Here is a 14,240-nt window from a genome sequence, read left to right as displayed (position 1 = left end):
TATGAGTGAATTTGATAAAATAATTGGTTATGATGATGTGAAAATTGATTTGTTTAGGTATTGTGATATTTTGAAAAATCCTGAGAAATATATGGAACTTGGGGTTGGGATGCCAAGAGGAATTCTACTAGAAGGGATACCTGGAATTGGTAAATCTTTGATGGCGGAAGCATTTGCTAAAGAGAGTGGACGTAAGGTTGTAGTAGTAAGAAAGGATAAATCAGATGGAGCATTTTTAGATGAGATAAGGGAAGCATTTGCTAGGGCTAGAAAGAGTCCGTATAGTATTGTTTTTTTAGATGATATGGATAAGTTCGCAAATGAAGATGAATGTCATTGTGATGCTGAAGAATATGTTACCGTTCAGGCGTGTATCGATGAGTGTAGGGATGATATAGTTTTTGTTTTAGCTACGGTAAATGATAAATATTGTTTGCCGGATTCGCTTATTAGGTCGGGGCGTTTTGATAAGATAATCAGGATGAGAAAGCCTAAGAATGAAGAAGCGAGGAGAATTATTGAGCATTATCTTAGTCAGAAGAAATGTGTTGGAAAAATCAATATGGATGAAATTACAAAGATTTTTTCAGGCCTTTCTTGTGCTGAACTTGAGACAATAGTGAATGAAGCGACAATATATGCTGGATTTGATGAACGAGAAAAGATTGAGCAGGATGATTTGATAAAGGCATATTTAAGATTGATTCATAATGCACCGGAATTCATTAATCCAATAGTAGAGAAAAACATGGAAAGAGTTGCAGTACATGAGGCAGGGCATGCGTTAGTTTCTGAAATTTTAACAGCTGATTCAGTCAGTTTGATTTCAGTTTTTTGTTCAGAAAGTGGTGAAAAAGGTGTTGTGGTTATTGATCAAAATGAGGACTTTGATTATTCAGCAAATGCGCAAAGAAACGATGTTATAAGAAAACTTGCCGGTAAAGCAGCAACGGAAATTTATTATGGTGATGCTGATGTAGGATGTAGGGCGGATATAAAGATAGCAACATCCATATTAGAAAATATGATAGGTCAAAATTGTACGTCTGGATTCTCGGGATATGATTTCGGTATGCCATCAGAATATTCACGAGGAAATATGGAACGAATGGTAGTTTCAGAACTTGAAAGATGTTACAGTGACGCCAAGAAAATCATCGTAGAAAACATAGAAGTTTTATACGAATTGGTGTGTGAATTGATGTATAACAAAACCTTAACTTACAGGGAACTGAGAAAGATTTTTTCAAAGAAGTAAAGTGAAGATTTGCCGGTTGAAGATGGCTGGTGAAGGTGGTAGAGTAGAAGTATGGTAATGTTCGTAATGAATAATGAAGGAGGTAAGGTGTATGGAGTATGTTACAAGAATTAATTTGAAAACTGCTACTAATGAAAGACAAAAGTTAGTTGACTATTGTTTGGGAAATGAAAAAGAACAGTATGTCGCTATAGGATGGAGTTATATTTATGATTCTGGTAAAAAGAGTTTTAAAGATTACAAAGAATTTTGGTATGCAGTAGAAGAGAATATAAAAAGTCGTAGAGGACGTATAAATCCAGCATTAAATCTATTCTGGAATGTTAAAGAAAATGATCTTTTTTGGACGCGAGATTTAGATGGGGTTTATTGGATTTGTAGGGCTAGGGGGGAAGCTGAATCTAAATGTTTTGATGAATTAGATATAGGAGCAGTCGTTCCTGTTGAAGCCTATAAAGTAGGATTAGAAGTCCCAGGTATATTGAAAGCTTCTTTTAATCGACCAAGAGGAGGAATTGTTCATAAAATTAAAGACGATATTTTTATTAATTATTCTAAATATGTTTATAATAAGATTTCTAACACGGAAATATACAAAGATATAGCATATGGAAATGGTAATATAATAGATACTCTTCCTGATTTTGAGTTAGAGGAATTGGTAATAAGTTATATTCAAATTAAAGATAATTATTATCTTATATCCAATTCTATAGCTAATAAATCAACAACAATAAAGATAGAGTGTGAGTTTATTTCAAGAGATAAGAATAATATTAGAAAAGCTGTAGTTCAGGTCAAAGGAGGAAATGCACAAATTGATGCATCGGATTATAAAGAGTATATTAAACAAGGATATAGTGTATATTTATATGCTGGGGGAGGCGTATATTCTGTAACCGATGATTATATTGTAATAACAAAAGAACAATTAAAAGAGTTTTATTTTGAGTATAAGGATATTCTTCCTGATGATATTACAAAGTGGGAAAACTTATTTAATTAATGCATAAAAATGCTTGACATCAACTATACTAAAGAGTATCATAAAATTGAAATGATATATTTCAAGATTGTGAGAGTGAGAGATATGATATATGATTATATTATAGATAATTATAAAGATGGAGAACCGATATTTTTGAGTGAGCTTCCAGGTGATTCAAAGGATTATTTGAGACAAGAGATGAAGAAACTTGTTGATGAGGGAAAACTTGAACGTTTATATAATGGTGTTTATTTCTTATCTTATTTAACTATTTTAGGAACTAAAGGTAGAGTATCTCTTGATAGTTATATTGAAAAGAAATATTTAAAAGCCAATGGTAAAACATCAGGTTATATTACAGGACTTCAGCTGGCAAATAAGTATGGTTTTACAACGCAAAATCCTTCGTGTTATGAAGTGTGTAGTAATGAAGCATCAACCAAACAAAGAAAACAGACTGTGGATGGAAATACAATAATAGTTTATAAACCTATGGTTGAAGTAAACGAGAAGAATAAGTCAGCACTTCAGTTTTTAGATTTCATGTTAGTTATAGATAAATATAGTGAAGTATCTGGAAAAGAATTAGAAAAAAGATTAAGAAGATATGTTGAAATGATTAATCTCGATTTTTCTATGGTTAAGAAATATATATCATTATATCCAGACAAAGTATATCGAAATATATATGATGGGGGATTAATGGGTGAATTGGTATAGAGCTATTTTTATTAGATGATATTGTGTGATAATAAAAACCAGCCATAAGGCTGGTTTTTATTTATACTTCTCTGCTGCATGTATCAACGCATTCTTTACATTTTCGCGTAGATCCTTTGGTTTTGTGATTTCCATGTATTGGCAGTATTGTAATGCCCAAATGCTCATTGCCTGCTTGCTTACCATAAGTGAAACTTTGATGTGGTTATCATCAATGCAGGTTACGGTTAAGTCTTTTCCAAACCATTCGATGATGTCATCGATAAGATGGCTTTCAGCTATAAACTCAACACGTTCTGGCGTATCCGAATACATATATGGAAGCTGGGATGATATGTCTTTGTAACTTATTCCTTTTTCATATCCTTTGACTGATGTTATAGGCTCAAGTTTTTCATCTGTAATGGTCATATTAGTAATATGGTCAAGTCTATAGTAAATCAGTGATTTGTATTTTTCATTTTGCGCCATCAGATAGTATCGTTGGTTGTGAATAATAAGCTGATATGGACTAACTTGATGGTTTGCGGTTTTATGGAATTTCTTATCAATACCGTATTTATTATAATCAAAATTAAGTTGCTTTTTCTTGTTGATAGCTTCGTCAATAAGCTCAACATTATAGAAAAGCGACTGATTATCTGTCTTATTCCAATTCTTAACCGAGTGGATGTGCTTAACGTGCGAACTAAAATGTTTACTGGTCAAAGCACAAAGTTTATCGATAAGGTCTTTTGAGTATTTGCTGGGGATGTATTTGCTGGAAAGAACACTATCAATTAAAGTCCTTATTTCCGCATCAGCAAAAGCCCTCTCGCCCAAATAAGTTCCAACCTTCCCTTGTTCAATTTCATAACCTGCTTCACGCAAAAGAGAAATGTTTCTTGATATGGTTTTTCTATCAATCGAAATACCATATTCATTCTCAAGTTTTTTAGACATTTCCTCCTGAGTAAGTGTATGATCACAATCTGTATATTCTTCATATATTTGTAGCATTCTGAGCAATGCTAATTTCTTTGGCTCTAAATTATTCATAGTATACCCCCGTAAAACTATTATATAGTTTGATTGTAAATAAATTGAGTTTGAAATTCAAGAGTTATGGGTAATTTACGGGTTATTTACGATACCCATAAAAATATGGTATTATTATATGTGAAAATAAATGGGAATAAAGGATGGACAGACGATGATTAAGAAGGAAATAAGCGAGATTAAGTCGTTATATGATACTATACAGGAGTGTGGAATTAACAGGCTTGTGGGATGCTATGTTAATGGTGAGAAGAAGAAAGTTAAGACATTTAGTGATTCTTTTTATAATCTTCCTGAAGAGGAGATGCATAAGTATCTTGAAATATTTAGAAGAACTCTTTCTGGTACACCGGGTAAGAATTTGATAGATATGGAGTTTGTAACAGGTAAGGATGAAATGTCAGATGGTGCTACATCAGCTAGCATTGGCAAAGATCTACTTAACAAACTTAGAAAGTCAGAGCTTCAGGATGATGCAGTTTTAGATGAGTTTTATGATAAGGTAATTGCAAATTATAACTATACAGGTAATTACTTGATTTTACTTATATATCAGGCATATGATGTACCTGGAATTAGTTCGGATGGACTTGAAATGGATGATGCTTCTGATGAAGTATTTAAATATATTCTTTGTAGCATTTGCCCTATGAAGCTTACTAAGCCGGGACTTGGATTTGATGATGCACTTGGTGAGATTCATACATTGAAGCAAATATTTGCGGTAGAACTTCCTGATACTGGATTTCTATTTCCAGAGTTTAATGGAAGAAGTAGTGATGATAATGCGGTTTTATCTTTTTCAAAGAGAACAGATCAGTTACAGGATTCATTCCTTGAAAAAGTGTTAGGTGTTTCAGTTACTCTCCCAGCTAAGCAGCAGAAGGAAGGATTTACTGAGTTTGTATCTGAGGTTTTAGGTGATGAATCAACATTTGATACAGTCCTTTCAATCCAGGAAAACCTAAAGGAAACTGTTAAGAATAAGAAGACTGAAGCTCCGGGACAGGCTGTATTTCTTGATAAGGAATCTATGAGAGATGCTTTTGAAAGAAGTGGTGTTTCTGATAACAGACTTGAAGTTTTTGATAAGAAGTTTGATGAGCAGTTTGACATGAAGAGACTTTATGAGAAGCAGGCAAGAGTTGAAATTTCTGATGAGAATCTTGATGTAAAGCATGCTACTAAGGAAGAGTATGTGCCAACTGTAAAGGTGGAAGAAAAGTTATTTGCTGATAATGTGGCACCTACAAGGAATTTTGAAGTTAAAAATAAGAACATGCTCCTTCGTGTTAGCAGTAAGAGAACAGACATTATTAATACAAAAATGATTGATGGTAAGAAGTGCCTTGTTATTGAAATTACTGAGGATATGAAGGTTAATGGAATCCCTGTTTATTTGAATGAGGGTGAAGATGAACAGGAAAATTTATATTAAAGTGAGAGTATTGAGTAGAATAAATTTAGAGTTAGTATCGAAATGAAACTATCTAATTAGGAGGTGTTTTATGAGGGGAAATAATAGAAAGCAATTCGTAATAGGTTTTATGATTTTCTTTGTTATCATAGCGGTAACAATGGGAAAGGCTTTTATTAAACAAGAAAAACAAGCAAAAATAGAAAAGGCAAGATACGAAAAGATGGTAAATGAGGAAGGTAAGTATAAGCTTACTAAGGATGTTTTAGAGGAAGATCATGACAGATATCTTGAGGATGCTGAAGAAGGTGAAAAGATATTTAAGGATTTGATTACGGCATTTGCTGGAGCTATGATTTTGGTTTTGATATATATGTTTATGAATATTTTTGATTTTGCATCCATAGTTCCTGTTAAGAATAAAGCACTTGTAAAGGCGGGTGCGCTTATTATACTTGGTGTAATAGTTGTGTTTAGTGCAAATTTCTTTTCTGAGATCTTTCGTGTTAGTAAGAAAAGTGAGGGGAATAAAAATGCAAAGTATGATTTCTATGAACTTAATGTAGTATCGACTCATGTTGAAACTAAAACCACTACTACGGGTTCAGGATCAGATAGACGTACTACAAGAACTAACTATTATTATTTAGATCTTGAAGGTAATAAAGAAATTAAAACAAATCAGATGTATTATGAAAGAGCAAAAGACAATCCTGGCTTATACTATGCAGGTATGACAGAGAAAGGTGCATTATTTAGTTTGTATCCTGCAACTGAATTTGAACTAGTAAATTAATTATTTCTATATTTTTGAATGTCTATATTCTAATGGAAGTAAGCCAAAGTGTTCTTTGAATGCTTTGGCGAATCTTCCCTGGTTACTGTAGCCACATTTCTCTGAAATTTCGGCTATGGATATATTTGTGTTAAGCAGCAATTCAGCTGCTTTTTTTAGTCTTAGAATTCTCATATAATCTGAAACATTCATACCATACATGGAGTTGAAATAATTCTTTAAACTGGTTTCACTTATACTAGTGTGTGTTGAGATTTCACGAATTGGTATATGTTTTGATATATCAGCTGTTAATATATTATGAACATGTTTTGCAATCTTAGCTTGATTTTTAGTTAGGTATGAGCTATTTGCTCTTTCAACATTTTTTTCATGAAGTAGTTCATATAATATCTTAAGTATGTTAAGTCGAATAAGTCCAATAGGTGGGTTCTTATGATTATGAATTTCAAGCCATAGGTGCTGAATATTATTATTTGTTTCAAGTAAGGTTAAATGTTCGTCATTCTCATATTTTTGTTTTAACTTTTCTAAATCTATATTGAAATTTTCAAGTATTGTTTTAGTTTCATCTGTTAATAAATCTTCGCAAATGTATACTTCAAATCCAAGATAGTAACCAGTTGGATAGTAAAATGAATCCGTAATGGTTAAGGTTCCAATGCTGGTATAATTATTCTTCATATAGAGATATTTATCTTTAGTAACATGAAATTCACATCTACCAGATATGCAATAATTTATTAGAAAAATATCATTCTTATAATTGAAATTTTTCATGGAGATGTGATTTGTGTGAACTTCATTTGAGCATACGAATATACCTGGATAAAAAGGATAGTATGTATTATCGATATATCCAGATTTTTGATTTGTATGTACTTTTTTTATTTCTTTCAAATCATTTGCATAATGATTAAAGAAAGTATTTTTACTATCTATATATTTCATATAATTCTCCGATTTGTTAAATGCAATTATTTATAAAATAATTAGTTTTATGCTGAATAAAACTAGATGTTAAAATGTCCTTTTTTGTTATATTGGCATAGAAAGTTAGCATATGCTAACTTATAATAGTTTAGGCTAAAGAAGGCAAAATGTAAAGGGGTAATATAAAAATAACAGGAGAATTAAAAATGAATTTAACACAGTTAATGACAGGACAAAGCGCCATGATTGTAAAAATCGATGGTGACAGAAGGTACTTATCTAGAATTACATCCATAGGTTTAAATGTTGGATGTAAGATTGAGATGCTTCAGAATGTTAAAAAAAAACCTTTATTGATTTACGGTAGGGATACCATGATTGCTCTTAATCGAAAGGAATCAGAGAATATTCATGTGGAGGTGGAAAAGTAATGAGTGAACTTAGAAACATAGCTTTACTTGGACAGCCTAACTCAGGTAAATCCACAATATTCAATACACTTACTGGTATGCATCAGCATGTTGGTAACTGGCCTGGTAAAACAGTTGAGAAAAAAGAAGGTGAATTTACACATAACAATATAACTTATAAGATTGCAGACCTTCCAGGTTCATATTCACTTTCAGCAAATTCCGACGAAGAAATTGTTACAAGAGATTATATTGCTAAGGAAGACTTAGATCTTGTTTGTATCCTTGCTGATGCTTCACAGCTTGAACGTAGTTTATATATGTTATCAGATTATGTTGGTATGAAAACTCCAGCAATGCTTGTACTTACAATGACTGATGTTGCTAAGACTAAGGGTAAAAAGATTGATACTAAAAAGCTTTCAGAAAAACTTGGAATTGAAGTATGTAGCATGGTTGCATATGATAAGAAGAGTTACGATAATTATTATAATGCTATGGAAAAATCCATTAGCTTAAATAAAACGTTGAATACGGAAGTATTTGCTGAAATAGTAAGAAAAAGTGAAATTTCAGAGGAGTTTAATAAGAACTTAGAAATCGCTTCAGTTATTGCTAAGCCAAGAAGACCAAAAGAGTGGATTGCAATGAAGATGATTGAAGAGGATGAAGAAGTTTTAAGAGAACTTGCAATTAAGGGAAAGACTAATATTAAAGGAAGTGCTGATGGCGCACTTAAAACTAGTGATGTTAGATTTAAGTGGATTGAAAGTATGCTTGATGGCGTTGTTAGAAATGAAAAGACTGCTTCTGATCTTCTTACAAAGTTTGATAGAAAAGCGATTGGACCTAGAAGTGGTAAGTGGGTTGCAATTGGATTTATGGTTTTATCCTTAGCAGCTGCAATGATTGTTGCACTTCCTATTATGGCACTAGGTGGTAGTACACCTGGAATTTTAAATCCATTGATTGATAAAACAATCGCTAAGATGGGTGTTTCTGCTGAAATTGTTCATTTTATAAAAGCAACTTTGGTTACATCTCTTGGCTGGGTTATATCCATGGTTGGTTTTATATTTGCCATGAATGTTGTGTTTGGTATTTTAGAAGAAGTAGGTTATATGGCGAGAGTATCATATGTATTTGATAGAGCTATGGAAAAGATTGGACTTCAGGGTAAGGCCATTATGCCTATGATGATGGGCTTTGGTTGTACTATGGCTAGTACATCAGGTTCTAGAGTTATTGATTCACAGGGACAGAAGATTTTAACAATTTCTGTAGCTTGGGCTATTCCTTGTGGCGCAACATTTGTTGTTATTCCTACACTTGCAAGTGCGTTCTTTGGTGCTACAGGTGGTTTCTTGGTAATGCTTTTATTATTTGCAATTATGATTGGACATATTATTCTTACCGCTAAGATATTTGGTAGAAAGTTAAATCCTGTGGAGAATAGAATGGGTATTGTTATGGAATTACCTCCATATCACAAACCAAGATGGGGATTTATTTTCAAAAATTCTCTTATGAAAATGTGGGATGTATTTAAGAAAGCATTTAGTATTGAAGTTATAGTATGTGTATTATTCTTCTTCCTTAGTTATTCAAAATCAGGAATTGAGGGAAGCATACTTTATAAGGTTGGTACTGCCCTTGAACCAGTTACAACATTTATTGGCCTTAAGTGGCAGACGTTTATGTCATTTATTGCTTCAATGATTTCAAAGGAAGCAGTACTTGGTGTTCTTTCTGCTATTTACACTAACAGCGGAAGTGTAGTTGATTCAACTACAGGGCTTGCTGCAGCTTCAGATAATGTAGCTAAGGTAGTAGCTGCTGCAGTTCCTAAGGCTGAGGCGTTAGCATTCATGGTTGCAGTTACATTTAACATTCCTTGTCTTCAGGCTGTAGTTTCAACTTACAATGAAACACATTCAGTTAAGTGGACAGCGAAGATTGGTGCTTATTTCTTTGTAACAGCTTTAATTTTAGCAACTATTACATATCATGTTGCAAATCTATTTATGTAGCAAATACTTTGATTTATAATAAATGTTTTTAGGAGTCTGTATGGATGAATTATTATCGGTTTTATTAAATAAAAAAACAGTTTCAATGCCTGAATTATCTGAAGAACTACATATATCGAAGGAGTTTATATATGCTAAGCTTGAAAGATATGAGCAGCTTGGATATGTAAAAAGAGTCGTTGAAAATGGTAGTTTAGGATGCTCAGGTAATTGTAGTGGGTGTAGCGGTTGTGGAAGTACAAAATTAAATCTTTCACCAAGCGTGTATTGGATAAAAGGTGATAAACTTAAATGAAAATAATTGACGTTTTAACTATTTTAATTCTTGGAGTTATAATTTTGTTAGTTATTAAACCTTTACTAAAAAGGATATGTACTAGGCAGACTTGTTGCGGCGAAGAAAGGATTAAAATAAAAAAGAAAAAATTACATAAACCGATAGGTAGTTACAAATTAAGTGTTGAAGGAATGCATTGCATGAATTGTGCAAAAAGGATTACTGATGCAGTTAATAAACTTGAAGGTTTGTCTTGCAAAGTGAGTCTTGGAAAGAAAGAAGTTTTCATTCAGTATGAAGATAAACCAAAGAAAATTGAGGTTATTAAATTGCTAGGAGATATGGATTTCTTAGCACGAGAAGAATAAAAATAGCGAGATTGTTTTATCGACCTTCTGATGTTAGAGAAAAATAACAAAGGAAGGTCGATATTTTATTGAATAATTTAATAGTAGAAAAAGACTTTTGGGTATGATTTATGGAGAGTATTCAGATTTTGATAATATTATAGAGAGTTTACTGAAATTGCAAGAAGAAAAACATATGTTGGGAAAATAATAAAATAGTGGTAAAATAGAATATGTAGTTTTTATAAAAGTATTTAGATGTGAGGAGGATTAAACTATGATAAAAAAGTATAGTGGACTATTACTGTTTGTTGTATTATCTGTATTGATATTGAGTGAAAAAGAGGTATATGCAAAAAAAGTTAATAGACATGAATATTGGTGGGCTACTTTTACAGGTGAAAATCCAGCTGGTGGATGGTATTGTAAAGAAAATAAAGTTAAAGTTAATATAAATGGTAATAAAATTATAGTAAAGGGAAAACCAATTAAAACAACAAAGATAGACTCGGCTACAGACTCAAATACTAGTACATTAAAATATAAAAAAAGAAAATATAAAATAAATTCGAAAACTAAATATTATTTATTACATTGGAGTAGTGCTAGTAGAATTACTAAAAATAAAGCAATAACGGCTATAAAGAAGAAACAATATCAAGGGTTTCAAATTAAGTTTAAGGGAAAGAAAGTATCAAAAATATATATATTAAATCATGGAGTTTAATAATGTAGTAAGTAATAATTTATTAGAAACCTTTTTTGTATAGGGGGGTAAATTTATGAAGTATGAAAAAAATTATAGGAATCAGTTTTTTAAAGATGATAATGGCCCTATTGATTTTAAGCAAATGTTTAATTGGGATAATTTAAAGAAATGGTCTACAGGACCGAAACCACCGGGAACTAGACTTGGGAAGAAGGTCTTAAAGACATTTTTAATTATATTCCCATTAGTTTTAATTGAAACGGGTGCAGCTTTTTTTACAACTAATAGTGCGGCATTTGCTGTGATTATATTTATGGGATTATTTTTTACTATGTGTGGTGTTTTGCTTTTAGTTACATCAATAGATATGTTTGTAACTACACCTAAGTTGTGTTCCGAAAAGGTAAATGCACTATGTATTGGACATAGTTATTCAACGGGAAATAATGATTCCACACCAGGTGGTGGTATTCTTATATGTCCGGTGTTCCAATATGAATATGAGGGTAGGGAGTATACGGCATATGATGCTGTTTATGAAAACCATACCGTTGTCCCAAATGTAGGCGGAAGAGTTTCAATTAGCATTAATCCTAATGATCCAGAAGAACTGGTATGGTATGATAAAAGTGGTCGTAAAGTATTCCTTTGGGGATTTACGATTGCGGCATTTGCAATGGGACTATTCTTGATTTATGTTTCATTTGCTCAGAAGGATATAAGAGAGACTAAGGTGAGCAGTGGAATAGAAATTGAGTATAAAATATAAGGAAAAACGGGAGCTTATAAACGCTCCCGTTTTATTTATAATAAGCATTGACAATATCACGTTATCGTGATATTGTTTTTGTAGTTTGCGCGCCATGGGCGCGCTCTAACGGGTGCAAGTCCCGAACACGTCCGGATAGTGGGAAGTGTATAGCTGAACAGCAAGGGTGTCCATTGTGAGGTGGAATCTGAAGGAAGCTGTAAGCAAATCTCTGGTCCGACGGACAGAAATCACATATAAGGCTAGGCTATGAGAGACAAGTTGGCTACAAGCAACGAAGTCCAATAACTATCACATTTGTAGTAGCAGAGTAAATGTGGCGGATATATGGAGAGAAAGAGCGTGCACCTTAAGCGTGGAGGTCTCACAGAGGTTCCATTAGCCTAGTAACAACGAACTGTGAGAAGTCAGCCGAGCCCATAGTAGTGAAGAAATCTCTGTAATGGAGATGGAGTGAAGGGGCGAACAATCAATAAGTTTGAGTATGTCTCATGTTGCAGAAATGACAACATCTGCCGTAACCAATCGGGATAAAGATGGTCAAATCAAGCGAGACGGAAAGGAAAGAACGCATGGACACAAGTAGTCTAATGGAGCAGATACTATCTAGCGAAAATCTCAACAGAGCATATCTGCAAGTCGTACGAAACAAAGGTGCAGAGGGAGTGGACGGAATGAAGTACACAGAACTCAAAGAACATCTCGAAAAGAACGGCGACATCATCAGAGAACAGCTGAGGACAAGAAAATATAAACCTCAGCCAGTACGAAGAGTGGAGATACCAAAGCCTGATGGTGGTGTCAGAAACCTAGGGGTACCAACAGTAACAGACAGATTCATACAACAAGCCATAGCACAGGTATTAACACCAATCTATGAGGAACAATTCCATGACCACAGTTATGGATTCAGACCTAATAGATGTGCACAGCAAGCAATCCTAACAGCGCTCGATATGATGAATGATGGTAATGATTGGATTGTAGATATTGACTTGGAAAAGTTCTTCGACACAGTTAATCACGATAAACTTATGACTATCATAGGTAGAACCATAAAAGATGGAGATGTTATTTCTATCGTTAGAAAATACCTAGTCAGTGGAATCATGATTTATGATGAGTACGAGGACTCCATTGTGGGAACACCACAAGGAGGAAATCTCTCGCCATTATTGGCAAACATCATGTTGAATGAACTTGATAAGGAAATGGAAAAGCGAGGGCTTAACTTTGTAAGATACGCAGATGATTGTATCATCATGGTTGGTAGTGAAGTGTCTGCTAATAGAGTCATGAGAAATATCTCTCGATTCATTGAGGAGAAACTGGGACTTAAGGTCAACATGACCAAGAGTAAAGTCGATAAACCACAAGGACTTAAATACCTTGGATTCGGATTCTACTTTGATTCAAGAGCACACCAGTTTAAGGCAAAACCACATGCAAAATCAGTAGCAAAGTTTAAGAAGAGAATGAAAGAACTCACTAGCCGTAGTTGGGGCGTTAGCAACAGCTACAAAGTTGAGAAACTTAATCAGCTTATTCGAGGTTGGATAAACTACTTCAAGATAGGTAGTATGAAAACACTTTGCAAGGAAATGGACTCAAGAATTCGTTTTAGATTGCGTATGTGTATTTGGAAACATTGGAAAACTACACAGAATCGTATAAAGAATTTGATGAAGCTTGGAGTTGATAAAGACACGGCTTGGATTACAGCCTATACGGGTAAGAGGATAGCCTACGTATGTCAACGAAGAGTAATGAACTTTGCTATAAACAAAGAAAGACTAACCCGCTTTGGATTAGTCTCAATGTTAGATTACTACACCGAAAGATGTGTTACTTGTTAAGTTGATTGAACCGCCGTATACGGAACCGTACGTACGGTGGTGTGAGAGGTCGGGAAAATTTATTTAATTTTCCCTCCTACTCGATTAGAGGAGGAGTATAAAAAATTATCTCCGTTAAATTAAGTGAGGTGATGTTATGTTTCATAAAGTTAAAGCAGTTAGTGCATTAGATGATTACAAATTGATGGTACAATTTGCTGAGGGTATAACTAAAATATATGACTTAAAGCCTTTGATTAAGGAGGTACCAGTATTTAAAAGTTTAGAGGATATACCTGAATTATATGAAACTGTAGAAGTTGATTCAGGTGGATATGGAATAATTTGGAATGATGATTTAGATTTATCTTGTGATGAATTATTTGAAAATGGGAATCGAGTTAAGAGTCCTTTTGATGGTTTAATAGCTTTTACAGATGCAACTACGTTATGGGGACTTAACGAAAGTACATTACGTAAGGCGATTGCATATGGAAAACTGATAAATGGTATTGATGCATGTAAGTTTGGAAAACAGTGGGTTGTTTCAGAAAAAGCTATGGAAAGAGAGTATGGAAAGCCCAAATTTAAATAGAAAATTCATATTATGAATTTGGAAACGATTTGTTACATAATACTGTAAATGTGCCAAGAAATGCTAGTAAATTTCTAACAAAAAGAAAACTATTTTCTTAAGATTTTCTAACAAACAG

15 protein-coding genes are annotated in these 14,240 nt (G+C 33.3%); 13 read left to right on the top strand and 2 right to left on the bottom strand.

The annotated features are described in order from the left end of the window. Position 1: 1 nt before the first annotated feature. The 3 genes from B5D16_RS05740 (at position 2) to B5D16_RS05730 (ending at position 2,966) form a co-directional block, all read left to right on the top strand. Positions 2 to 1,258: an AAA family ATPase gene (locus tag B5D16_RS05740; RefSeq protein ID WP_078766023.1), complete on the top strand. Its 1,257-nt coding sequence runs from the start codon at positions 2 to 4 to the stop codon at positions 1,256 to 1,258. 91 nt (positions 1,259 to 1,349) lie between these two features. Continuing rightward, a complete protein-coding gene (locus tag B5D16_RS05735) occupies positions 1,350 to 2,264 on the top strand; it encodes a ribonuclease D (protein WP_078766022.1) in 915 nt (304 codons plus the stop codon). 9 nt (positions 2,265 to 2,273) lie between these two features. Further along, complete coding sequence (locus tag B5D16_RS05730; RefSeq protein ID WP_242942997.1) at positions 2,274 to 2,966, top strand: hypothetical protein; 693 nt, start codon at positions 2,274 to 2,276, stop codon at positions 2,964 to 2,966. 57 nt (positions 2,967 to 3,023) lie between these two features. Here the strand turns inward: B5D16_RS05730 and B5D16_RS05725 are convergent, their stop codons facing one another. Beyond that, positions 3,024 to 3,965 (bottom strand): helix-turn-helix transcriptional regulator, encoded by a 942-nt coding sequence (locus B5D16_RS05725; protein ID WP_242942996.1) that lies wholly within the window; start codon positions 3,963 to 3,965, stop codon positions 3,024 to 3,026. A gap of 193 nt (positions 3,966 to 4,158) precedes the next feature. Here B5D16_RS05725 and B5D16_RS05720 point away from each other — a divergent pair, with 193 nt between their 5' ends. Both B5D16_RS05720 and B5D16_RS05715 read left to right on the top strand, forming a co-directional pair. Next, positions 4,159 to 5,442, top strand: coding sequence for a DUF4317 domain-containing protein (locus B5D16_RS05720; protein WP_159444298.1), 1,284 nt, complete (start codon positions 4,159 to 4,161; stop codon positions 5,440 to 5,442). A 70-nt stretch (positions 5,443 to 5,512) separates the two neighbouring features. Beyond that, complete coding sequence (locus tag B5D16_RS05715; protein WP_078766019.1) at positions 5,513 to 6,217, top strand: hypothetical protein; 705 nt, start codon at positions 5,513 to 5,515, stop codon at positions 6,215 to 6,217. 6 nt (positions 6,218 to 6,223) lie between these two features. Here the strand turns inward: B5D16_RS05715 and B5D16_RS05710 are convergent, their stop codons facing one another. After that, positions 6,224 to 7,168, bottom strand: coding sequence for a helix-turn-helix domain-containing protein (locus B5D16_RS05710; protein WP_078766018.1), 945 nt, complete (start codon positions 7,166 to 7,168; stop codon positions 6,224 to 6,226). A 188-nt stretch (positions 7,169 to 7,356) separates the two neighbouring features. On the opposite strand from B5D16_RS05710, the gene B5D16_RS05705 reads away from it, so the two are divergent. The 8 genes from B5D16_RS05705 (at position 7,357) to B5D16_RS05670 (ending at position 14,122) form a co-directional block, all read left to right on the top strand. After that, positions 7,357 to 7,581, top strand: coding sequence for a FeoA family protein (locus B5D16_RS05705; RefSeq protein ID WP_078766017.1), 225 nt, complete (start codon positions 7,357 to 7,359; stop codon positions 7,579 to 7,581). After that, on the top strand, positions 7,581 to 9,590 hold the full coding sequence (feoB, locus tag B5D16_RS05700) for a ferrous iron transport protein B (protein WP_078766016.1): 2,010 nt from the start codon (positions 7,581 to 7,583) through the stop codon (positions 9,588 to 9,590). Before B5D16_RS05705 ends, feoB begins: the two co-directional genes overlap by 1 nt. A 40-nt stretch (positions 9,591 to 9,630) precedes the next feature. After that, entirely contained in the window at positions 9,631 to 9,885 is a 255-nt protein-coding gene (locus B5D16_RS05695) for a MarR family transcriptional regulator (RefSeq protein WP_159444297.1), read from the top strand. After that, entirely contained in the window at positions 9,882 to 10,235 is a 354-nt protein-coding gene (locus tag B5D16_RS05690; RefSeq protein ID WP_078766014.1) for a heavy-metal-associated domain-containing protein, read from the top strand. Before B5D16_RS05695 ends, B5D16_RS05690 begins: the two co-directional genes overlap by 4 nt. 256 nt (positions 10,236 to 10,491) lie before the next feature. After that, the gene (locus B5D16_RS05685) at positions 10,492 to 10,941 is read left to right on the top strand and encodes a hypothetical protein (RefSeq protein WP_078766013.1); all 450 of its coding nucleotides are present in this window, start codon (positions 10,492 to 10,494) and stop codon (positions 10,939 to 10,941) included. 55 nt (positions 10,942 to 10,996) lie between these two features. Then, positions 10,997 to 11,692 (top strand): DUF3592 domain-containing protein, encoded by a 696-nt coding sequence (locus B5D16_RS05680; protein ID WP_078766012.1) that lies wholly within the window; start codon positions 10,997 to 10,999, stop codon positions 11,690 to 11,692. A gap of 536 nt (positions 11,693 to 12,228) precedes the next feature. Continuing rightward, positions 12,229 to 13,548, top strand: a complete 1,320-nt coding sequence (gene ltrA, locus B5D16_RS05675; protein WP_078766011.1) for a group II intron reverse transcriptase/maturase — start codon at positions 12,229 to 12,231, stop codon at positions 13,546 to 13,548. Positions 13,549 to 13,684: 136 nt separating this feature from the next. After that, positions 13,685 to 14,122, top strand: coding sequence for a DUF2442 domain-containing protein (locus B5D16_RS05670; protein WP_078766010.1), 438 nt, complete (start codon positions 13,685 to 13,687; stop codon positions 14,120 to 14,122). Positions 14,123 to 14,240: the final 118 nt, after the last annotated feature.

Source organism: Eubacterium uniforme, assembly GCF_900167115.1.
GTDB classification, from domain to species: domain Bacteria; phylum Bacillota; class Clostridia; order Lachnospirales; family Lachnospiraceae; genus Eubacterium_S; species Eubacterium_S uniforme.
This window is presented reverse-complemented; position numbering and strand designations above follow the sequence as displayed.

Coding starts and splice junctions, on each gene's coding strand:
- B5D16_RS05740 (WP_078766023.1), top strand. CDS start 2: ATGAGTGAATTTGATAAAATAATTGGTTATGATGATGTGAAAATTGAT.
- B5D16_RS05735 (WP_078766022.1), top strand. CDS start 1,350: ATGGAGTATGTTACAAGAATTAATTTGAAAACTGCTACTAATGAAAGA.
- B5D16_RS05730 (WP_242942997.1), top strand. CDS start 2,274: ATGCTTGACATCAACTATACTAAAGAGTATCATAAAATTGAAATGATA.
- B5D16_RS05725 (WP_242942996.1), bottom strand. CDS start 3,965: ATGCTACAAATATATGAAGAATATACAGATTGTGATCATACACTTACT.
- B5D16_RS05720 (WP_159444298.1), top strand. CDS start 4,159: ATGATTAAGAAGGAAATAAGCGAGATTAAGTCGTTATATGATACTATA.
- B5D16_RS05715 (WP_078766019.1), top strand. CDS start 5,513: ATGAGGGGAAATAATAGAAAGCAATTCGTAATAGGTTTTATGATTTTC.
- B5D16_RS05710 (WP_078766018.1), bottom strand. CDS start 7,168: ATGAAATATATAGATAGTAAAAATACTTTCTTTAATCATTATGCAAAT.
- B5D16_RS05705 (WP_078766017.1), top strand. CDS start 7,357: ATGAATTTAACACAGTTAATGACAGGACAAAGCGCCATGATTGTAAAA.
- feoB (WP_078766016.1), top strand. CDS start 7,581: ATGAGTGAACTTAGAAACATAGCTTTACTTGGACAGCCTAACTCAGGT.
- B5D16_RS05695 (WP_159444297.1), top strand. CDS start 9,631: ATGGATGAATTATTATCGGTTTTATTAAATAAAAAAACAGTTTCAATG.
- B5D16_RS05690 (WP_078766014.1), top strand. CDS start 9,882: ATGAAAATAATTGACGTTTTAACTATTTTAATTCTTGGAGTTATAATT.
- B5D16_RS05685 (WP_078766013.1), top strand. CDS start 10,492: ATGATAAAAAAGTATAGTGGACTATTACTGTTTGTTGTATTATCTGTA.
- B5D16_RS05680 (WP_078766012.1), top strand. CDS start 10,997: ATGAAGTATGAAAAAAATTATAGGAATCAGTTTTTTAAAGATGATAAT.
- ltrA (WP_078766011.1), top strand. CDS start 12,229: ATGGTCAAATCAAGCGAGACGGAAAGGAAAGAACGCATGGACACAAGT.
- B5D16_RS05670 (WP_078766010.1), top strand. CDS start 13,685: ATGTTTCATAAAGTTAAAGCAGTTAGTGCATTAGATGATTACAAATTG.